The organism is Actinomadura oligospora ATCC 43269, from assembly GCF_000518265.1.
Lineage (GTDB): Bacteria > Actinomycetota > Actinomycetes > Streptosporangiales > Streptosporangiaceae > Spirillospora > Spirillospora oligospora.
The window spans coordinates 234,701-254,789 of the sequence record NZ_JADG01000009.1 but is presented as its reverse complement, the minus strand read 5'-3'; the positions used below and the strand labels follow the sequence as shown (position 1 = coordinate 254,789).

Sequence of the window (20,089 nt, the reverse complement as noted above, 5' to 3'; positions counted from 1 at the left end):
CGCGGCGGGTCCGGTCCGGTCGGGCGCGGCACGGGCGCGAAGGGGCGTCGATGAGTCTTCTCGAGGTGACCGACCTCCAGGTCTCCTTCCACACCGCCGACGGCGAGGTCCACGCCGTGCGCGGGATGTCGTTCTCGGTGGACCGCGGCAGCACCCTCGGCATCGTCGGGGAGTCGGGGTCCGGCAAGAGCGTGTCGACCCAGACGCTGATGCGGCTGACCCCCGGCGCGAAGGTGTCCGGCACCGCGCTGTTCGAGGGCCAGGACCTGCTCACCGTCAGCGACGACCGGATGCGCGAGCTGCGCGGCGCCGAGATCGCGATGATCTTCCAGGACCCGCTGTCCAGCCTCCACCCGCTCTACAAGGTCGGCTGGCAGATCGAGGAGATGATCCGCGCGCACGACCGGAAGATCTCCAGGGACCAGGCCCGCAAGCGCGCCGTGGAGATGCTCGGCCTGGTCGGCATCCCGAAACCGGACAGGCGGGTGGACGACTACCCGCACCAGTTCTCCGGCGGCATGCGGCAGCGCGTGATGATCGCGATGGCGCTCGCGCTGAACCCCAAGCTGATCATCGCCGACGAGCCGACCACCGCGCTCGACGCGACCGTCCAGGCGCAGATCCTGGACCTGATGCGGCGGCTCCAGGCCGAGTTCGACACCGCGCTCATCATGATCACCCACGACCTCGGGGTGATCGCCGACATGGCCGACGACGTGCTGGTCATGTACGGCGGCAAGCCCGCCGAGCGGGCCGAGCGCCGCACCCTGTACTACCGGGCCCACCACCCGTACACGATGGGCCTGCTGCGGTCGGTGCCGACGGCGGCGGGCGGCGGCGACCGGCTGCGGCCGATCCCCGGCCAGCCGCCGAGCCTGATCAACCTGCCGACCGGCTGCGTCTTCCACCCCCGCTGCGAGTTCGTGATGGACCGCTGCCGCGTCGACGAGCCCACCCTCGACCCGGCCGGGCCGCCGCCGGGCGCGGACGGCCACGATCCCTCCCACGCGTCGGCCTGCTGGCTCCCGCACGACGCCGTCGGCCTCGGCGAGGAGGCCCAGGCCCGCCGTCTCGCCGCCGCCGAGGCCGGACGCAAGGGCAAGGGCGCCAAGCCCCCCGAGCCGCCCGATTCCGCCGGCAAGCCGGACACCGGCCGCCCGGACACCGGTCCGCAAGCCCAGGGCCCGGACACGGGCAAGGGGCCCGAAGGCCCGGACACGGGGGCGGGAACGCAGGAGCCGAAGCCGAAGCCGAAGGGGCCGGGCGGAGCGCCGGACGGGGGGACAGGGTGACACGGACCGGCGGGAACGACGTGCTCGTGTCGGCGGAGGGCGTGTTCAAGCACTTCCCGATCCGGCAGGGCATCGTCTTCAAGAAGGAGATCGCGCGCGTCCACGCGGTGGACGGCGTGGACCTGACCGTCCGGCGGGGGGAGACCCTCGGCATCGTCGGCGAGTCCGGCTGCGGCAAGTCGACGCTCGCGCGCTGCCTGGCGGCGCTGCACCCGGTCACCCGGGGCCGGATCACGTTCGAGGGGACCGACGTCACCCGGATGTCGAGCGCGGGCCTGAAGGCGTTCCGCCGCGACGTCCAGATGATCTTCCAGGACCCGTACGGGTCGCTGAACCCGCGCCGCCGCGTCGGCTCGATCATCGGCGACCCGTTCGCGATCCACGGCCTCGCGGACGGCGCCGAGCGCAAGAGCCGCGTCCAGGAGCTGATGGAGCTCGTCGGGCTGAACCCCGAGCACTACAACCGGTTCCCCGCCGAGTTCTCCGGCGGGCAGCGGCAGCGCATCGGGATCGCCCGCGCGCTCGCCCTCAAGCCCAAGCTGATCATCTGCGACGAGCCGGTGTCGGCGCTGGACGTGTCGATCCAGGCGCAGGTCATCAACCTGCTGAAGGACCTGCAGAACGAGCTGGGCCTGACCTACGTGTTCATCGCGCACGACCTGTCGGTCGTCCGGTACGTGTCGGACCGGGTCGCGGTCATGTACCTCGGCCGGGTCGTGGAGAACGCCGCCGAGGCCGAGCTGTACGGCGGCCCGCGGCACCCGTACGCGGCGGCGCTGCTGTCGGCGGCGTCGATCGCCGACCCGGACGAGGCCGAGCGCGCCGAGCGGATCGTGCTGACCGGGGACGTGCCGTCCCCGATCGACCCGCCGTCCGGCTGCCGGTTCCATCCGCGCTGCCCGAAGGCGCAGGACCGCTGCGTCACCGACGACCCGGAGCTGGTCGTCCGCGAGGGCGACCCGGCCGACCACCTGACCGCCTGCCACTTCCCGGTGGAGCGCGGCGAGCACCTGGCGCGCGAGCACGCCGGGATCGCCCAGGTCTCCACCGAACCGGACCTGCCGGAGGCGACCCCGTGAGCAGCCTGTCCGAACTCGAACCCGAGATCGTCCCGACGGACGTGGCGGAGCGGCGGGTCCGGGGCCGCTCACCGCTGCAACTGGCGTGGGCCCGCTTCCGCGACGACAAGGTCGCGCTGACGTTCCTGGTGATCCTGGTGCTGATCGTGGTGTTCGCGGTGCTGGCGCCGCTGTGGGCGTCCTGGACGGACCACCCGTACTCGGCGACGTTCCCCAAGACCGGCCTGGACGTCAACGGCCAGCCGGTCGGGCCGTCCAAGGACTTCTGGCTCGGCGCCGACCAGCTCGGCCGGGACGTGCTGGTCCGCGCGGCCTACGGGGCGCGGATCTCGCTGCTGGTCGGCATCGCCGCCGCTGCGGTCGCCTCGATCGTCGGCGTCCTGGTCGGGACGCTCGCCGGGTACGTCGGTGGCTGGACCGACGGGTTCCTGGCCCGGGTCATGGACATCACCCTCGCGCTGCCGTACCTGCTGATCGCGATCACGCTGGCGGTGACGTTCCAGGTGCAGTCGGTCGCGGGGAGCCTGACGATGACGATCGCGGTGATCGCGTTCTTCTCGTTCGCCGCGACGGGCCGGATCATCCGCGGCCAGGTCATGTCGATCAAGCAGAAGGAGTTCATCGAGGCGGCCCGGTCCCTGGGCGCGGGCCGCGGGCGGATCATGATCGTGGACGTCCTGCCGAACCTGGTCGCGCAGATCACGGTGCTGGCCTCGCTGCTGATCCCGACCTCGATCGTGTTCGAGTCGACGCTGTCGTTCCTCGGCGTCGGGGTCCGGCCGCCGATGCCGAGCTGGGGCGCGATGCTCGGCGAGGGCAGCGAGGTGTTCCAGACCGCCTGGTGGCTGCTGGTCGTCCCGGCCGTCCTGCTGCTGCTGACCACGTTGTCGTTCAACCTGCTCGGCGACGCGATCCGGGACGCGATGGACCCGCGCGCGGACCGGCAGTCCGGGGGGAAGTGACCCATGCTCCGTTACGTCATCCGCCGCCTGCTGTACGCGGTCCTGGTGCTGTGGCTGGTGTCGACGCTGGTGTTCGTCTTCCTGCACCTGTCGCCGACGTCGGTCGAGCGGACGATCGGCGGGCCCCGCGCGTCCACCGAGACCCTGGAGCAGATCCGCCGGAACCTCGGCCTCGACAAGCCGGTGCTCGTGCAGTACTTCTCCTGGCTCGGGCACCTGCTGAAGGGCGACCTCGGCCAGTCGTACCTGAACGGCACGTCGGTCGCGTCCATCATCGCCAACCGGCTGCCGACGACGCTGTGGCTGGTCGCGGGCGCCGGGGTGATCTGGTTCATCGGCGGCGTCGCGTCCGGCGTGTACTCGGCGACGCACCCGCGGTCGGGCGCCGACCGGATCATCACGGGGACCGTGCTGATCGGGCTGTCACTGCCGTCGTTCGTGATGGCGCTGGTGCTGCTGTACGTCTTCTCCACCAAGCTGGGGGAGCTGGGCGTGCACTACTTCGAGGCGGGCCCGCCGCTGCAGGAGCACTTCTTCCAGCGGATGATCCTGCCGTGGATCGGCCTGGCGTTCCTGATGGTCGCCACCTACACGCGGCTGACGCGCGGGTCGATGCTGGACGTGCTGGGCGAGGACTACATCCGGACCGCGCGGTCGAAGGGCATCTCGGAGCGCCGCGTGATCTACCGGCACGGCCTGCGGTCGGCGCTGACGCCGGTCGTGACGCAGTTCGGCATCGACATCGGCGCGCTGATCGGCTCGACGATCGTGATCGAGCGTGTGTTCGGCCTGCAGGGCGTCGGGCAGCTGGTGTACCAGTCGATCAACCTCGGCGACACCCCGGTGATCATCGGGGTGACGCTGATGGTGACGCTGTTCGTGGTCGTCGCGAACCTGATCGTGGACATCGGCTACTCGTTCCTGGACCCGCGCGTCCGGCTCGCCTGACCCCTGACCCCTGGGCCCGGGGCCGGACGGCGCGGGTTCAGCGGCCGGTCCCGGCGTTCGCCGCCCAGCCCTGCCGGAGGAAGTCGAACCCGGCGGGCAGGGCGCGGGTGACGAAGTCCCAGTCGTGCTCGCCGGGCAGCACCTGCAGCGTCGCCGGGACACGGGCGGCGTCCAGGAGCCGCTTGAACTGCTGGGAACTGCCCTCGACCACGGGGTTCCCGTCGTCCTGCCCGACGGCCATGAAGATCCGGACCTGCTTGGCGGCGTCCAGATGCCGGTCGGGGCTGTTGGCGGCCTCGACGTCCTCGCGTCCGCCGAACATGTGGTCCGGGTCGTCCACGCCGTAGTACCCGGCGAGCGACACGATCTGCCCGAACAGGTCGGGGTGCCGCAGCCCGAGGTTCAGCGCGCCGAACCCGCCCATGGAGAACCCGGCGATCGCGCGGTGCCGGGCGTCGCGCGGGCGGTCGCCCTCCACGGCGGGGATGACGGCCTTCAGCAGCCGCGTCTCGACCCGGTCGGACCCGTCGGCGGCGTCGGCCCACTCGGTGTCGTCGTGGCGGTCGCCGTTGCCGTCCGGGACGGCCAGGACGAACGGCTGGCCGCCCTTGGCGAGGTACTTCTTCAGCTCGTCGACCAGGCCGTCGTCCACCAGCGTCGCGGGGTCGCCGGGCACGCCGTGCAGGAAGTACACCACCGGCAGCCGGGAGGAGTCCGGGACGTTCGGCCGGTACACCACGAGATCACGCGCGGTCCTCTCGCCGGGCAGCCGCACCTTGGAGGTGGAGGCGCCGACGTGCGCGGGCAGGGCGGGCGGCGGCTCGGCGGACCCGGCGTCGTGCCCGCCGGTGGCCAGGCCGTGCCGGACGCGGCCGACGCCGACCACGATCGTGGCGGTGAGCAGCAGCGCGGCCAGGACGGCGAGGCCGCCGTGCGCCGCGCGGGGCAGCCCGCGACGCTCAGACGACTTGCGATGGCGTGCCATGGACTCGGTCGGACTCCGTTCCACCCGTTCGGGGGGTTGCGGGGACAAGGGGGGACGGTCGGGGTGATCTCGGTGTCAAGCTATCGGGAGCGCACGGATAAGGTTCAATCATGCGATCGTGGCCCGCTCCAGAAGTCCCCAGTCTCCCCGAACTCGGCCTGGCCGGCGCGGCCGGACCGCTGCGGCTGCATGACACCGGCACCGGGGAGACGCGGCCCACCGATCCCGGGCCGACCGCGCGGATGTACGTGTGCGGGATCACCCCCTACGACGCCACGCACCTGGGCCACGCCAACACCTATCTCGCGTTCGACCTGGTGAACCGCGTGTGGCGGGACCAGGGCCGCCGGGTCCACTACGTGCAGAATGCCACCGACGTCGACGATCCGCTGCTGGAACGCGCGGAGCGGGACGGCCTGAGCTGGCGCGAACTGGCCGACCGGGAGATCGAACTCTTCCGCGAGGACATGACCGCCCTGCGGGTCCTGCCGCCGGACCAGTACGTCGGCGCGGTCGAGGCGATCCCGCTCGTGGTGAAGATGATCGAGGAGCTGCGGGCCCGCGACGCGGTGTACGAGGTCGACGGCGACCTGTACTTCCCCATCGCCTCCGACCCGTCCTTCGGCGAGGTCAGCCGCCTGGACCGGGACCAGATGCTGTCCCTGTTCGCCGAGCGCGGCGGCGACCCGGACCGTCCGGGCAAGCGCGACCCGCTGGACGCGCTGGTCTGGCTGGCGCAGCGTCCGGGCGAGCCGGGCTGGGACTCGCCGTTCGGCAAGGGCCGCCCCGGCTGGCACATCGAGTGCTCGGCGATCTCCATCGAGCACCTCGGCATGGCCTTCGACGTCGAGGGCGGCGGCTCGGACCTGGCGTTCCCGCACCACGAGATGGGCGCGGCGCACGCGCAGGTCGCGACGGCCGAGCGCCCGCACGCCCGCGCCTACGTGCACGCGGGCATGGTCGGCCTGGACGGCGAGAAGATGTCCAAGTCGCGCGGGAACCTGGTGTTCGTGTCGAAGCTGCGGCGCGGCGGCGCCGACCCGATGGCGATCCGGCTGGCGCTGCTCGCGCACCACTACCGCTCCGACTGGGAGTGGAAGGACGACCGGCTCCACGCCGCGGACACGCGGCTGACGCGCTGGCGCGCCGCGGTGGCCGCGCCCGCCGGGCCGTCCGCCGTGGGCGTGCTGGAGACCGTCCGGGAGCGGCTGGGCGACGACCTGGACGCGCCGGGCGCGCTCGCCGCCATCGACGCCTGGGCCGACGCGGCCCTCACCGGCACGGGCGACGACACCGAGGCCCCCGCCCAGATCCGCGCCATCGCCGACGCGCTCCTGGGCGTCGCGCTGTAGGACGTTCACGAACAAGCCCCGCCCGCCCCGGACGGGGCTTTTCCCATGCCGTCCGCGTCATGCCGTGTGTGTCACGCGGTGCGTGCCTGCTTCGCCTGCGCGGCTTTCCGGGCCTTGCGGGCGAGGCGTTGGCGGGAGCGCCAGAGGATGAGGGGGACGCCGGCGCGGCGGAGCCGTCCGGGGACGAGCCGGTAGGAGAACGCGCCGGTCCGCAGCAGGATCCACAGGCAGCGGTCGCGGCGGGGCCCCCAGGGCAGGCCGTACTGGACGCGGACGGGTTCGGGCAGCAGCCCGGTGGTGACGAACCGGTTGAACCACAGGGCGGGCCCGAGCCAGCGGAGTTTGCGCGACCACAGGACGGTCCGCATGACCTCGCGTCCGGTGTCGGTGACCTCGAGCGAGGCGACCGCCGTGGCGAAGTAGCGGCGGAACTCCTCGCGGTCGGCGGGCTGCGCCTCCGGCGGGCAGCCGAGCACCTCGGCGACGTACCGGGCCTGGTCGACGTAGGCCGCGCCGAGGTCGCCGCTGGGGGAGCGGAGGATCTCCTCGTACACGTACAGGGCGGCGTCGGTGAGGGTGGCGTTCACCCACACCTGCAGGTCGGGGTCGTTGCCGGAGTAGCCGGGCCCGGTGATCCGGTCGTGCAGGCGGCGCAGGCCGTGGCCGAGCCGGGCGGCCTCCTCGCTGGTGCCGAACGCGACGACGGTGAGGAAGTCCAGCGTGCCGAACAGCCGGTCGAGGGGGCGTTCCCGCAGGTCGCTGTGGTCGGCCACGCCCTGCGCGATCTTGGGGTGGGCGACCTGGAGGAGCAGCGCGCGGCCCGCGGCGAGCATCACGGCGGGTTCGGCGGCGAGCAGCCGCAGCGCGTCCCGGTCGCGGACGGCGGCGGGGGCCGGGGAGGTCACGGGGGACTCCTTGCACCGGAGGCGGATTCGGCCGTCCGGGGAGGGAGCGCGGGGACCGGACGTCCGGTAAGTGAATGCTTGCGCACGTCGGTCCCGTCCCGCAAGCCCCCACCGCGGGTACGCGGGTCATCGCCGGGCGTTCACGTGCGCTCCGCCAGGAGGGCGGCTCTCGGCAGGGAGAAACCGGAAGCCCCTGCCGACCGGTGGTCGGCAGGGGCCTCGGTGTGCTTTCCGCGAGCGTCGTCCTGCTCGGCGCGAGCGCCGCGCGGGGGTCAGCCCGCGTCGCGCCTCCGCAGGTACCGCTCGAACTCGCGGGCGATCGCGTCGCCGCTCGCCTCGGGCAGCTCGGTCGCGTCCTTCTGCTCCTCGAGCGTCCGGACGTACTCGGCGACCTCGGAGTCCTCCTCGGCGAGCTCGTTCACCCCGTTCTCCCAGGCGCGCGCCTCCTCGGGCAGCTCACCCAGCGGGACGGCGACGTCCAGCAGGTCCTCGACGCGGCGGAGCAGCGCGAGCGTCGCCTTCGGGGACGGCGGCTGCGCCACGTAGTGCGGCACCGCCGCCCACAGCGACACCGTCGGCAGCTCGGCCTTGGCGCAGGCGTCCTGGAGCACGCCGAGGATGCCGGTCGGACCCTCGTAGCGCGCGGGCTCCAGATCGAGGTCGGTGACCATCGCCGTGTCGTTCGCGGCGCCGGTCACCGGGACGGGACGGGTGTGCGGGGCGTCGGCCAGCAACGCGCCGAGCAGCACCACCTCCTGCGCCCCCAGCTCGTGGATCTTGTCGACGATCTCGCGGCAGAACGACCGCCACCGCATGTTCGGCTCGATGCCGTGGATCAGCACGACGTCGCGTCCGGACGGGAGGCGGGCCCGGGAGATCCGGGTGGTGGGCCAGGTGATGCCGCGGGTCTCACCGTCGATCATCTCCACCATCGGGCGGGTGACCTGGAAGTCGTAGTAGTCGTCGGGGTCGAGTTCGGCGATCGGCGTCGCGTCCCAGACGCTCTCCAGATGGGTGATCACCCCGCTGGCCGCCTCCCCGGCGTCGTTCCAGCCTTCAAAGGCGGCCACGACGACCGGATCGACGAGGTCCGGAACGCCTTCAAGCTCGATCACGCGCTGCCTCCTTCCGACGCCCTGTACAGCGTCACCGGGGGACCGTCCATTCCCGGGGTTCGGGGGCCCCGCTCATGATCGGTGGCTGTCAGCCTACGTCCTGTCCCAGAACTACCCCACCCCTCGCCGCCCCAGACCTCGCCGGGGGTCGTCCGGCGGGCCCGGCCGTGTCACGATCGGGTCACTTCCCGTCGGTGGTGTGCACGATCAGCACGTCCACGGGGGAGCGGTGCGACAGGTTCGCCGGGACCGAGCCGAGGATCCGCCCGGCGAGGCTGTTGAGGCCGCGGTTGCCGACGACGACCAGGTCGGCCTTGCGGTCGCGGGCGACCCGGGAGATCACGTCGACCGCGTCGCCCTCCAGCGCGACCTGGTCGATGTCGGTGGCCCCCTGGGCGACGGCGCGCTCGCGGGCGGCCCGTAGCGCGTCGTCGGCGGGGGTGGAGCCCTGCACCTTGTAGGCCAGGTCGCCGAGTTGGTCGGCGGCCGACAGCCGCTCCCGCTCGGGCATGGGGGTGTAGGCGGTCGCGAGCAGCAGCGTCGCGCCGGTGGCGGCGGCGAGCGCGGCGGCGCGGTCGACCGCGCGGAACGAGGTGTCCGACCCGTCGGTCCCGACGAGGATGGTCCGGTAGGCGCTCACGGCCGCTCCCTGCTGTCGTCGCCGGGGCGCGTGCCACCCGCGGCGGTCGTATCGTGCCGGTCGGTCTGTGCTGCTCGGTCCCGGGCGGGCGCGCGGGGCGTCCGGGCGCGTTACCCGTTGGTAGACACTGGCCGAACGTTAGCGTTCCGATCGCCCATCCGTCACGGGGACGGACGACGGGCACCGGTGTCCGGCCCGATAGGGTTGGTCCCCATGAGCACTCCCACCGCCGCTTCGCTCCGCCAGGCCCTGAAAGAACGCGTCGTCGTGGCCGACGGGGGCATGGGGACGATGCTGCAGGACGCCGGCCCCACGCTGGACGACTTCCAGGGGCACGAGGGCTGTAACGAGATCCTGAACGTGACCCGCCCCGACATCGTCCGGTCGGTGCACCGCGCCTACTTCGAGGCGGGCGTCGACTGCGTCGAGACCAACACCTTCGGCGCCAACCTCGGCAACCTCGGCGAGTACGACATCACCGACCGGATCTTCGAGCTGGCCGAGGCGGGCGCCCGCCTGGCCCGCGAGGTCGCCGACGAGTTCAGCACCCCGGACCGTCCGCGCTGGGTGATCGGCTCGGTCGGCCCCGGCACCAAGCTGCCGACCCTCGGGCACGTGCCGTTCGCCGAGCTGCGCGACGCCTACCAGCTGAACGCCGAGGGGCTCATCCGGGGCGGCGCGCACGCCATCCTCGTCGAGACCTGCCAGGACCTGCTGCAGGCGAAGGCCGCGCTGATCGGCGCCCGCCGCGCCATCGACGCCGCCGGCGAGGACACCGTCCTGATCGGCCAGGTCACGATCGAGCAGAACGGCGCGATGCTCATGGGCTCGGAGATCGGCGCGGCGCTCACCGCGCTCGAGCCGATGGGCCTGGACCTGATCGGCCTGAACTGCGCCACCGGCCCCGCCGAGATGAGCGAGCACCTGCGCTACCTGGCCCGCCACGCGCGGATCGGGCTGAGCTGCATGCCGAACGCGGGCCTGCCCGAGCTGACCTCCGACGGCGCCCGCTACCCGCTGACCCCGGGCGAGCTGGCCGACGCGCATGACACCTTCACCCGCGAGTTCGGGCTGTCGCTGGTCGGCGGCTGCTGCGGCACCACCCCCGAGCACCTGGCGAGGGTCGTCGAGCGGGTCCGCGGGCGCGAGGTCGCCGCGCGCCGCCCCCGGCACGAGGCGGGCGCGGCGTCGCTGTACCAGCACGTCCCGTTCCGGCAGGACACCTCCTACCTGGCGATCGGCGAGCGCACCAACGCCAACGGCTCCAAGGCGTTCCGCGAGGCGATGCTGGACCGCCGCTGGGACGACTGCGTGAAGATCGCCCGCGACCAGGCCCGGGACGGCGCGCACATGCTCGACCTGTGCGTCGACTACGTCGGCCGGGACGGCGTCGCGGACATGAAGGAGCTGGCGTTCCGGTTCGCCACCGCCTCCACCCTGCCGATCGTGCTCGACTCGACCGAGGTCGACGTGATCATCGCCGGGCTGGAGATGATCGGCGGCCGCGCCGTGATCAACTCGGTGAACTTCGAGGACGGCGACGGCCCCGACTCCCGCATGGCGCGGCTGATGCCCGCCGTCAAGGAGCACGGCGCGGGCGTCGTCGCCCTCACCATCGACGAGCAGGGCCAGGCCCGCACGGCCGACAAGAAGGTCGAGATCGCCGCCCGGCTGATCGAGTACCTGACCTCGCGGTGGGGGATGGACGTCGGCGACATCATCATCGACGCCCTGACCTTCACGATCGGCACCGGGCAGGAGGAGTCCCGCCGGGACGCGGTCGAGACGATCGACGCGATCCGCGAGCTGAAGCGCCGCTACCCGGACGTGCAGACCACCCTCGGCCTGTCGAACGTGTCGTTCGGCCTGAACCCGGCCGCCCGCATCGTGCTGAACTCGGTCTTCCTGAACGAGTGCGCGGACGCCGGGCTCGACTCGGCGATCGTGCACGCCTCCAAGATCCTGCCGATGAACCGGATCCCGGAGGAGCAGCGCAAGGTCGCGCTCGACATGGTCTACGACCGGCGCGGCGACGGCTACGACCCGCTGCACCGGTTCATGGAGCTGTTCGAGGGCGTCGACACGGCCGCGATGAAGGCCGACCGCGCCGCCGAGCTGATCGCGCTGCCGCTGTGGGAGCGGCTCAAGCGCCGGATCGTCGACGGCGAGCTGGACGGCCTGAACGCCGACCTGGACGAGGCGCTCACCCAGCGGCCCGCCCTGGAGATCGTCAACGACGTCCTGCTGGACGGCATGAAGACCGTCGGCGAGCTGTTCGGCTCCGGCCAGATGCAGCTGCCGTTCGTCCTGCAGTCGGCCGAGGTCATGAAGACCGCGGTCGCCTACCTCGAGCCGCACATGGAGAAGCTCGAGGGCGACGGCGGCAAGGGCCGCATCGTCCTCGCGACGGTCAAGGGCGACGTCCACGACATCGGCAAGAACCTCGTGGACATCATCCTGTCCAACAACGGCTACGAGGTCGTGAACATCGGCATCAAGCAGCCGATGTCGGCGATCCTCGACGCCGCGCGCGAGAACCGCGCCGACGTGATCGGCATGTCCGGCCTGCTGGTGAAGTCCACGGTGATCATGAAGGAGAACCTGGAGGAGCTGAACAGCCGGGGCCTGGCCGAGAACTGGCCCGTGCTGCTCGGCGGCGCGGCCCTCACCCGCGCCTACGTCGAACAGGACCTCGCCGACCTGTTCGACGGCCAGGTCCGCTACGCTCGCGACGCGTTCGAGGGGCTGCGGCTCATGGACGCGTTCATGGCGGTCAAGCGCGGCGTGGACGGCGCGACCCTGCCGCCGCTGCGCGAGCGCCGGGTGCGCAAGGGCGGCGCGACGCTCAAGGTCACCGAGCCGCAGGACATGCCCGCCCGCTCCGACGTCGCCGCCGACAACGTCCTGCCGAAGGCGCCGTTCCTCGGAGACCGCATCGTCAAGGGCATCGCGCTGGCCGACTACGCGGCGTTCCTGGACGAGCGCGCCACCTTCATGGGCCAGTGGGGCCTGAAGCCCGCGCGCGGCGGGGACGGGCCGTCCTACGAGGAGCTCGTCGAGACCGAGGGCCGTCCGCGGCTGCGGATGTGGCTCGACCGGATCCAGACCGAGGGCCTGATCGAGGCCGCCGTCGTGTACGGCTACTACCCGGCCGTGTCCGAGGGCGACGACCTGGTCATCCTCGGCGAGGACGGCTCGGACCTGGAGCGGTTCACCTTCCCGCGCCAGCGCCGCGACCGGCACCTGTGCCTGGCCGACTTCTTCCGCTCCCGCGAGTCGGGGGAGACCGACGTGGCCGCGTTCCAGCTGGTCACGGTCGGTTCGAAGGTCGCCGAGGCGACCGGGGAGCTGTTCGCCAAGAACGCCTACCGCGACTACCTGGAGCTGCACGGCCTGTCGGTGCAGCTCACCGAGGCGCTGATGGAGTACTGGCACACCCGGATCCGCGCGGAGCTGGGCTTCGGCGGGGACGACTCGGCCGACGTCGAGGACTTCTTCAAGCTCGGCTACCGGGGCGCCCGCTACTCCTTCGGCTACGCCGCCTGCCCGGACCTGGAGGACCGCACCAAGCTGGTGCGGCTGCTCGAGCCGGAGCGGATCGGGGTGTCGCTGTCGGAGGAGCTCCAGCTCGCCCCCGAGCAGTCGGCGGACGCGCTGGTCGTCCACCACCCCGAGGCGAAGTACTTCAACACCTGATCCCGCCGCGTTTCCCGGGCCCCGAACCCGGGTCCGGAGTCAGTCCCCGAACCCGGCCGCGCGGCGCCCCGCGTCGCCGGTTCGGCGGGACGCGCCGTCTGACCTAACCTGGACGATCGAGGCCAAAGGAGGTCAGGCGGCGTGACACGGGGCGTACAGGACGATCCGCAGGCGGTGCTGTTCGACATGGACGGCACCCTGATCGACTCCGAGCGGTTGTGGTTCGAGGTCGAGACCGAGGTGATGGAGTCCCTCGGCGGCGTCTGGACGCACGCCGACCAGGAGCACCTGGTCGGGGGGAACCTGGCGGTCGCGTCCGCCTACATGGTGGAGCGGTCGGGGACCGGCGTCCCGGCCGGGGAGATCGGGCGGCGCCTGCTGGACGGCATGGTCGAGCGGATGCGCACGGCCGTCCCGTTGCTTCCCGGCGCGAAGGAGCTGCTCACCGAGGTCCGCGCGGCGGGGCTGCCGACCGCGCTGGTCACCTCCAGCCACCGCGTGCTGCTCGAGCCCGCACTGGACGGCCTCGGCCGCGACCACTTCGACCTGACCCTGGCCGGGGACGAGGTGTCCCGGACCAAGCCGCACCCCGAGCCGTACCTGACGGCCTGCGCGCGGCTCGGCGTCGACCCGGCGCGCTGCGCGGTGCTGGAGGACTCGCCGAGCGGGCTGGCGGCGGCCGAGGCTGCGGGCTGCCGGACGGTCGCGGTGCCGGGCGTGGTCGCGCTCGGCGCGGCCCCGGGCCGGACGGTCGTGACGTCCCTCGCCGACGTGGACGTGCCCTTCCTGCGCGCCCTGTTCGCCTGACACGCGCCTTTCGCCCGAACTTGTCCCTCCGTTCGTCCGGGAGCCTTCGAACGGCTGAGCGACGCTCTCAGCCCCTCGCTCTCGTGTCGTCAGCCGGGGCCGTCAAGCAGGCCGTCCTGCCCAGGTCGGCCACGCCGTGGCGTGGCCCGGGGGAACCCTGACGGGACCCGGAGGCGGGTCACGCGAAAGGAGGAGGCGTGATCATCGGCAAACCGTTCGAGCGGAGGAGACTCATCCCGCGCCTCGCGTGTGAGTATGGGAGCCGAGAACAGCACGACCGAGCCTGGGGGCCGTCATGAGCGACGCAGCAATCTTCGCGATCAGCCTGGGGGTGACGCTCGTCGGCCTGGTCGCCAGCTGGGGGGTGTACCGGCGGCGCGGGGCGGCGTCCGGCGCGCGGGGAGCGGCTCTGTCGCTGATCCCGCTGGCCGCGTCGATGACCGGGGTGACCTCGTTCTTCGCCGATCTGGTCTTCAGTCCGATGAAGTGGGCGGGCGTGGCGGTCGCCGGCCTCGCCATCGTCCTGTACCTGGCGTCCGGAGCGGCCCTGAGCCGCCGCTCGGTCACCGAGGGTGACGGCGGGAAGGCCGCGCGGAAGGCGCCGAAGACCAAGCAGGCGGGCGCGGGCAAGGCCCCGAAGGGGGCCGTCGGGGGCGCCGCGCCGACCGCGGCCGACCCCGACCTCGCCGAGATCGAGGACATCCTCCGCAATCGCGGGATCAAGTAGCCGGACCGCGCGGGGCGGGCCCGGCCCGCTCCGGACGCCCCCGGGCGCCCGCCCCCGCGCGATGATCCGGCGCGGACGCCGGATGTGACGGGCGTTGTCGGTGTGACCGGCGTGTTCACGGCGGAACGTGGCCCCTCGGAGGCCGCGGTCCGCCGTTTTCACGTTCCAAGGGCCCAGACCGCGGACGATTCATCTCAGAACGGACTCGGTCCGATAAAGCTTGCCGGTCGGAGCCGTGTTCCGCTTGCTTCCCCCCGTGCCGAGAATCGTACGATCTGGGCACTTTCGTCCGATGTGTTGTCCATCTCACGTGTGCCCTAGATGACGACGAGATCACAAGTCAGATACGGGTACTGGCATCGGCGGCTTCACGGATGGACAGTCGTGCCCGAAGCACTAGTTTTCCCTCCAGCAAACGCGGTGTAACGGGCACGAACAGTGGACGATCTCCGCTGCCACGCGGCACACGCCGCGGGCGTGTGGCCCATTAGTAGGAGGTACGGAGCGTGACCGCACCGATCGAGGCGACCGGGGCGCAACAGGAGGCCCAGCCGGAGAGCGTCCTGGCCGGCGTCGAAGGCAAGGCGATCCAGGGTCGTTCTCTCGGGCAGATCGCCTGGATGCGGCTCAAGCGCGACAAGGTTGCACTGGCGGGCGGTGTCATCATCGTCTTCCTCATCCTGCTCGCCGTCGTCGGGCCGTACCTGGTGGCGGACCCCCTGGCCTACCACCAGAACCTGGTCGACCCGACGTACAACCGCCCCAAGGGCGGCATCTGGCACTCGGGCATCAGCGCCGACCACTGGCTCGGCGTCGAGCCGGGCAGCGGACGCGACATGCTCTCCCGAACCGTGCACGGGGCACGGATCTCGCTGCTCGTGGCGTTCCTGGCCACCGTCCTCTCGGTGGTCATCGGGACGATCATGGGCATCACCGCCGGTTTCTTCGGCGGCTGGGTCGACACCCTCATCAGCCGGACGATGGACGTCTTCCTCGCCTTCCCGCTGCTGCTGTTCGCGATCGCCCTGGTCGGCGTCGTCGGCACCGGCTCGGCGTTCGGCATGGAGGGCAACAACCTGCGCATCGGGGTGCTGATCTTCGTGATCGGCTTCTTCAACTGGCCGTACATCGGCCGCATCATCCGCGGGCAGACGCTGTCGCTGCGCGAGCGGGAGTTCGTGGACGCGGCGCGCAGCATGGGCGCCAAGCCGGGCTACATCCTGTTCAAGGAGCTGCTGCCGAACCTGGTCGCGCCGATCCTGGTCTACTCGACCCTGCTGATCCCGACCAACATCCTGTTCGAGGCGGCGCTGTCGTTCCTCGGCGTCGGCATCAACCCGCCGACCCCGTCCTGGGGCGCGACGCTGTCGCTGGCGGTGCCGATCTACTCCGCGGACCCATGGTTCATGGTCGTGCCCGGCATGGCCATCTTCATCACCGTCCTGGCCTTCAACCTTCTTGGTGACGGGCTCCGGGACGCTCTCGACCCCCGGGCTAAGTGACACCGGGTTTTACCCTCAAGTGAAGGGGTGCGCCTGCACATGAAGAAGATCAGACCACTCGCGGCAGTCGCTGTCGGCCTGGTCGCCACCTCCGGTCTCGCAGCCTGTGGCGGCGGCGACTCGGGCGGCGGCACTAAGGGCGCCGGGTACAACGCGGCCGTCGACAAGGTCATCAACGCGTCGGACACGAAGGGCGGCGAACTCCGCCTCGCGATTTCCGACGACTTCGACTCGCCGGACCCGGGCAACACCTACTACGCCTGGTCGCAGAACTTCGTCCGCCTGTACGGCCGTGGCCTGCTGACGTTCAAGCCGTCGGCCGGACCGGACAGCAACCAGGTCATCCCCGACCTGGCCGAGGGCCCGGGGCAGACGCCGGACAACGGCAAGACCTGGACCTACAAGCTGCGTTCGGGGGTGAAGTACGACGACGGCACGCCGGTGACGTCCAAGGACGTCAAGTACGCGGTCGAGCGCTCGAACTTCTCCGACGAGCTCCAGCTGGGCCCGAAGTACTTCAAGGCCTACCTCCAGGACAACAGCACGCCCTACAAGGGTCCGTACAAGGACAAGAGCCCCGAGGGCCTGAAGTCCATCGAGACCCCGGACGACAACACCATCACGTTCAAGCTGGCGAAGCCGTTCGCGGAGTTCGACTACCTGGTCGCGATGGCGCAGTCGATCCCGGTGCCGCAGGCCCGGGACACGGGCCTCAAGTACGAGCAGAAGATGGCCTCGTCCGGCCCGTACAAGGTCGACTCGTACGAGCGCGGCAAGTCGATGATCCTGTCCCGCAACCCCAACTGGGACAAGAGCACCGACCCGATCCGCAAGGCGCTGCCGGACAAGATCACCCTGCAGCTCAAGCAGTCCGGTGACGACATCGACAACCGCCTCCTGGCCGGTTCGCTCGACGTCGACGCCGCGGGTGTGGGCGTCCAGGCCGGTACGCAGGGCAAGCTGCTGACCGACCAGACCAAGAAGGCCAACACCGACAACCCGCTGCAGGGCTACCTGCGGTTCGCGTCGCTGAACCTTCACGTCAAGCCGCTGGACAACGTCCACTGCCGCCGCGCCGTGCAGTACGCCACCGACAAGGTCGCCATGCAGTCCGCCTACGGCGGCCCGCTGGCCGGCGGTGACGTCGCCACGACCATCCTGCCCCCGGGCATCGTCGGGTACCAGAAGTTCGACAAGTACCCGCAGACCTACAAGCAGGGTGGCGGTCTCGACGACAAGACCCTGCAGGCCGCCAAGTCGGAGCTGCAGCAGTGCGGCCAGCCGAACGGCTTCAAGACCAAGATCGCCGGACGGTCCGACCGTCCCAAGGAGATCGCCATGGCCCAGGCCATGCAGCAGGGTCTGAAGCAGGTCGGCATCCAGACCGACATCGTGCAGTACCCGGCCGGTGACTACTTCAACAAGTACGTCGGCGCCCCCGAGTTCGTGCACAAGAACGGCGTCGGCATCATGCTGATGGCGTGGTCCGCCGACTGGCCCACCGGCTACGGCTTCCTCTCGCAGATCCTCGACGGCCGGGCCATCAAGCCCTCCGGCGGCAACAACCTGCCCGAGGAGGACAACCCGGCGATCAACAAGGCCTTCGACGACGCGATCGGGAACACCGACAAGGACGCCCGCGCGAAGATCTACGGCCAGATCGACCAGATGGCGATGGACGACGCGGTCGACATCCCGATCATCTACGCCAAGGCTCTGCTCTACCGTCCGTCGAACCTCGCCAACGTCGGCATCAGCCAGGGCTACGGCGGCATGTACGACTACCTGAACCTGGGTGTCAAGAAGTAGTAGCGGCCCCGCTACTCGAAGTTCCTGAAGGCAGGTGAAGGCGACGCCCGCCGACCGGGGTTGACCCACCGGTCAACCCGGTCGGCGGGCGGTGCCGCGCATTGTGTTCGCATATCTCATCAGACGCGTCATCGGGGCCGTCCTCATGCTGGTGATCGTCAGCATGGTGGTGTTCGGCATCTTCTTCGGCATCCCGAAGATCGCCGGTCAGAGCAACGACCAGCTCGCCGCCTCCTTCGTCGGCAAGGCCCCCACCGCGGAGGCGATCGCACAGACCAAGCACCGGCTCAACCTGGACAAGCCGATCTGGGTGCAGTACGGCAAGTGGGTCAAGGGCGTTGTCATCGGGCAGGACTTCAACAACGGTCCGTCCGTGGAGCACTGCTCCTCGCCCTGCTTCGGCTACTCGTTCAAGAACAACCAGGCCGTCCTCCCGCAGCTTGAGGACCGCGCGCCGGCGACCCTGTCGCTCGCCGCGGGCGCCGCGGTGATCTGGTTGATCTCGGGCGTCTCGGTCGGTGTCCTGTCGGCGCTCAAGCGAGGCAGCGTGTGGGACCGCGCGGCGATGATCGTCGCGCTCGGCGGCGTGTCGCTGCCGATCTACTTCACCGGCCTGCTCGCCCTGGCGATCTTCTCCTACAAGCTCGACCTGCTACCGGGCGGCGGCAGTTACGTGCCGTTCTCGCAGAATCCCGGGACATGGTTCCAGTCGCTGATCCTCCCGTGGATCACGCTGGCGTTCCTCTACGCGGCCACCTACGCGCGGCTCACCCGCGCCGGCATGCTGGAGACGCTCGGTGAGGACTACATCCGCACCGCGCGCGCCAAGGGCCTGCCGGAGCGGACGGTCATCACCAAGCACGCGCTGCGGTCGACCCTGACCCCCATCCTCACGATCTTCGGCATGGACCTCGGCCTGCTGCTCGGCGGCGCGGTGCTGACCGAGCACACCTTCGGCATCGCCGGGCTCGGGCAGCTGTCCATCGACGGCATCACCGGCAACGACCTGCCCGTGGTGCTCGGCGTGACCCTGGTCGCCGCGCTGTTCATCGTGGTGGCGAACCTGATCGTGGACCTGCTGTACGCGGTCATCGACCCGAGAGTGAGGCTGGGCTGATGAGTGACGCCAAGCGTCCCGCGGAGACCCTGAACGGAGGGCCGGCGGAGGTCGCGGCGGGTTCCGCGCCGTCCTCGGCCTTCCTGGAGCTGCGCGACCTCAAGATCCACTTCCCGACCGACGACGGCCTGGTCAAGTCCGTCGACGGGCTGTCGTTCAAGCTGGAGCGCGGCAAGACCCTCGGCATCGTGGGCGAGTCGGGTTCCGGCAAGTCGGTGACCAGCCTCGGCATCCTCGGCCTGCACAACCGCCGCAACGCCAAGGTCTCGGGCGAGATCTGGCTGGACGGCACCGAGCTGGTGTCGGCGTCGGAGGAGCAGGTCCGGAAGCTGCGCGGCCGGAACATGGCGATGATCTTCCAGGATCCGCTGTCGGCGATGCACCCCTTCTACACCGTCGGCGCGCAGATCATCGAGGCGTACCGGGTACACCACGACGTGTCGAAGAAGGTCGCACGCAAGCACGCGATCGACATGCTCGGCCGCGTCGGCATCCCGAAGCCGGACCAGCGGGTGGACGACTACCCGCACCAGTTCTCCGGCGGCATGCGGCAGCGCGCGATGATCGCGATGGCGCTGTCCTGCGACCCGGAACTGCTGATCGCCGACGAGCCGACCACCGCGCTCGACGTGACGGTGCAGGCGCAGATCCTGGACCTGATCCGGGACCTGCAGCAGGAGTTCAACTCCGCGATCATCATGATCACCCACGACCTGGGTGTGACCGCGGAGCTGAGCGACGACGTGCTGGTCATGTACGGCGGCCGGTGCATCGAGCGGGGCACCGCGAACGAGGTGTTCCACGAGCCGGAGCACCCCTACACCTGGGGTCTGCTCGGGTCGATGCCGCGTCTGGACCGGGGCCGCAGCGAGCGGCTCCAGCCGATCCCGGGATCTCCGCCCAGCCTGATCAACCTGCCGTCGGGGTGCGCGTTCAACCCGCGCTGCCCCTACGCGGACCAGACCGGCGGGCTCAGCACCACCGAGCGGCCGGACCTGCGGGAGACCGCTCCGGGACACATGGTGGCCTGCCACCTGGGGGCGGACCGGCGGCGGGAGATCTTCACCGACGAGATCCGGCCGAAGCTGTGACCGCGCGCGTGGCGCACGCCGGAGCCGGACCGGCCCGGCGTGCCCTGCCCGTCGAGACCGGC

General features: G+C 71.0%; 16 protein-coding genes. 12 read left to right on the top strand and 4 right to left on the bottom strand.

Annotated elements, in window-relative coordinates; translation table 11 throughout:
• The first annotated feature begins 50 nt into the window (after positions 1–50).
• From P696_RS45645 to P696_RS0115115, 4 genes are read left to right on the top strand one after another with little or no spacing between them, the layout of a single operon-like run.
• Complete coding sequence (locus tag P696_RS45645; protein ID WP_245627670.1) at positions 51–1,292, top strand: ABC transporter ATP-binding protein; 1,242 nt, start codon at positions 51–53, stop codon at positions 1,290–1,292.
• On the top strand, positions 1,289–2,371 hold the full coding sequence (locus P696_RS0115125) for an ABC transporter ATP-binding protein (RefSeq protein WP_026413004.1): 1,083 nt from the start codon (positions 1,289–1,291) through the stop codon (positions 2,369–2,371). The genes P696_RS45645 and P696_RS0115125 overlap by 4 nt, the downstream gene beginning before the upstream one ends.
• Positions 2,368–3,333: an ABC transporter permease gene (locus P696_RS0115120; RefSeq protein ID WP_034485004.1), complete on the top strand. Its 966-nt coding sequence runs from the start codon at positions 2,368–2,370 to the stop codon at positions 3,331–3,333. The genes P696_RS0115125 and P696_RS0115120 overlap by 4 nt, the downstream gene beginning before the upstream one ends.
• Positions 3,334–3,336: 3 nt before the next feature.
• The gene (locus P696_RS0115115) at positions 3,337–4,281 is read left to right on the top strand and encodes an ABC transporter permease (RefSeq protein WP_026413002.1); all 945 of its coding nucleotides are present in this window, start codon (positions 3,337–3,339) and stop codon (positions 4,279–4,281) included.
• A gap of 37 nt (positions 4,282–4,318) precedes the next feature.
• On the opposite strand, the gene P696_RS45640 is transcribed toward P696_RS0115115, so the two are convergent.
• On the bottom strand, positions 4,319–5,266 hold the full coding sequence (locus P696_RS45640) for an alpha/beta hydrolase (RefSeq protein WP_157429719.1): 948 nt from the start codon (positions 5,264–5,266) through the stop codon (positions 4,319–4,321).
• 110 nt (positions 5,267–5,376) lie between these two features.
• Here P696_RS45640 and mshC point away from each other — a divergent pair, with 110 nt between their 5' ends.
• Positions 5,377–6,618: a cysteine--1-D-myo-inosityl 2-amino-2-deoxy-alpha-D-glucopyranoside ligase gene (gene mshC / locus P696_RS0115105; RefSeq protein ID WP_026413001.1), complete on the top strand. Its 1,242-nt coding sequence runs from the start codon at positions 5,377–5,379 to the stop codon at positions 6,616–6,618.
• Between the two features lie 71 nt (positions 6,619–6,689).
• Here the strand turns inward: mshC and P696_RS45635 are convergent, their stop codons facing one another.
• From P696_RS45635 to P696_RS0115090, 3 genes are all read right to left on the bottom strand, one after another.
• Positions 6,690–7,523 (bottom strand): oxygenase MpaB family protein, encoded by an 834-nt coding sequence (locus P696_RS45635; protein ID WP_064744030.1) that lies wholly within the window; start codon positions 7,521–7,523, stop codon positions 6,690–6,692.
• Positions 7,524–7,795: 272 nt separating this feature from the next.
• Positions 7,796–8,638, bottom strand: coding sequence for a PAC2 family protein (locus P696_RS0115095; RefSeq protein ID WP_026413000.1), 843 nt, complete (start codon positions 8,636–8,638; stop codon positions 7,796–7,798).
• A gap of 181 nt (positions 8,639–8,819) precedes the next feature.
• Entirely contained in the window at positions 8,820–9,278 is a 459-nt protein-coding gene (locus tag P696_RS0115090) for a universal stress protein (RefSeq protein ID WP_026412999.1), read from the bottom strand.
• Between the two features lie 213 nt (positions 9,279–9,491).
• Here P696_RS0115090 and metH point away from each other — a divergent pair, with 213 nt between their 5' ends.
• From metH to P696_RS0115055, 7 genes are all read left to right on the top strand, one after another.
• Entirely contained in the window at positions 9,492–12,974 is a 3,483-nt protein-coding gene (metH, locus tag P696_RS0115085) for a methionine synthase (protein ID WP_034485001.1), read from the top strand.
• Between the two features lie 141 nt (positions 12,975–13,115).
• On the top strand, positions 13,116–13,781 hold the full coding sequence (locus P696_RS0115080) for an HAD family hydrolase (RefSeq protein ID WP_026412997.1): 666 nt from the start codon (positions 13,116–13,118) through the stop codon (positions 13,779–13,781).
• Between the two features lie 295 nt (positions 13,782–14,076).
• Positions 14,077–14,508, top strand: coding sequence for a hypothetical protein (locus P696_RS0115075; RefSeq protein WP_026412996.1), 432 nt, complete (start codon positions 14,077–14,079; stop codon positions 14,506–14,508).
• A gap of 506 nt (positions 14,509–15,014) precedes the next feature.
• A complete protein-coding gene (locus P696_RS0115070; protein WP_026412995.1) occupies positions 15,015–16,010 on the top strand; it encodes an ABC transporter permease in 996 nt (331 codons plus the stop codon).
• 39 nt (positions 16,011–16,049) lie between these two features.
• On the top strand, positions 16,050–17,819 hold the full coding sequence (locus P696_RS0115065; RefSeq protein WP_026412994.1) for an ABC transporter substrate-binding protein: 1,770 nt from the start codon (positions 16,050–16,052) through the stop codon (positions 17,817–17,819).
• Between the two features lie 103 nt (positions 17,820–17,922).
• Complete coding sequence (locus tag P696_RS0115060) at positions 17,923–18,936, top strand: ABC transporter permease (protein WP_026412993.1); 1,014 nt, start codon at positions 17,923–17,925, stop codon at positions 18,934–18,936.
• Positions 18,936–20,027, top strand: a complete 1,092-nt coding sequence (locus P696_RS0115055; RefSeq protein WP_026412992.1) for an ABC transporter ATP-binding protein — start codon at positions 18,936–18,938, stop codon at positions 20,025–20,027. Before P696_RS0115060 ends, P696_RS0115055 begins: the two co-directional genes overlap by 1 nt.
• Positions 20,028–20,089 lie beyond the last annotated feature (62 nt).

Bases quoted from the DNA above. Each gene is read 5' to 3' on its own strand.
- P696_RS45640 (WP_157429719.1), bottom strand. From the start codon at position 5,266: ATGGCACGCCATCGCAAGTCGTCTGAGCGTCGCGGGCTGCCCCGCGCG.
- mshC (WP_026413001.1), top strand. From the start codon at position 5,377: ATGCGATCGTGGCCCGCTCCAGAAGTCCCCAGTCTCCCCGAACTCGGC.
- P696_RS0115115 (WP_026413002.1), top strand. From the start codon at position 3,337: ATGCTCCGTTACGTCATCCGCCGCCTGCTGTACGCGGTCCTGGTGCTG.
- P696_RS45645 (WP_245627670.1), top strand. From the start codon at position 51: ATGAGTCTTCTCGAGGTGACCGACCTCCAGGTCTCCTTCCACACCGCC.
- metH (WP_034485001.1), top strand. From the start codon at position 9,492: ATGAGCACTCCCACCGCCGCTTCGCTCCGCCAGGCCCTGAAAGAACGC.
- P696_RS0115055 (WP_026412992.1), top strand. From the start codon at position 18,936: ATGAGTGACGCCAAGCGTCCCGCGGAGACCCTGAACGGAGGGCCGGCG.
- P696_RS0115075 (WP_026412996.1), top strand. From the start codon at position 14,077: ATGAGCGACGCAGCAATCTTCGCGATCAGCCTGGGGGTGACGCTCGTC.
- P696_RS0115065 (WP_026412994.1), top strand. From the start codon at position 16,050: ATGAAGAAGATCAGACCACTCGCGGCAGTCGCTGTCGGCCTGGTCGCC.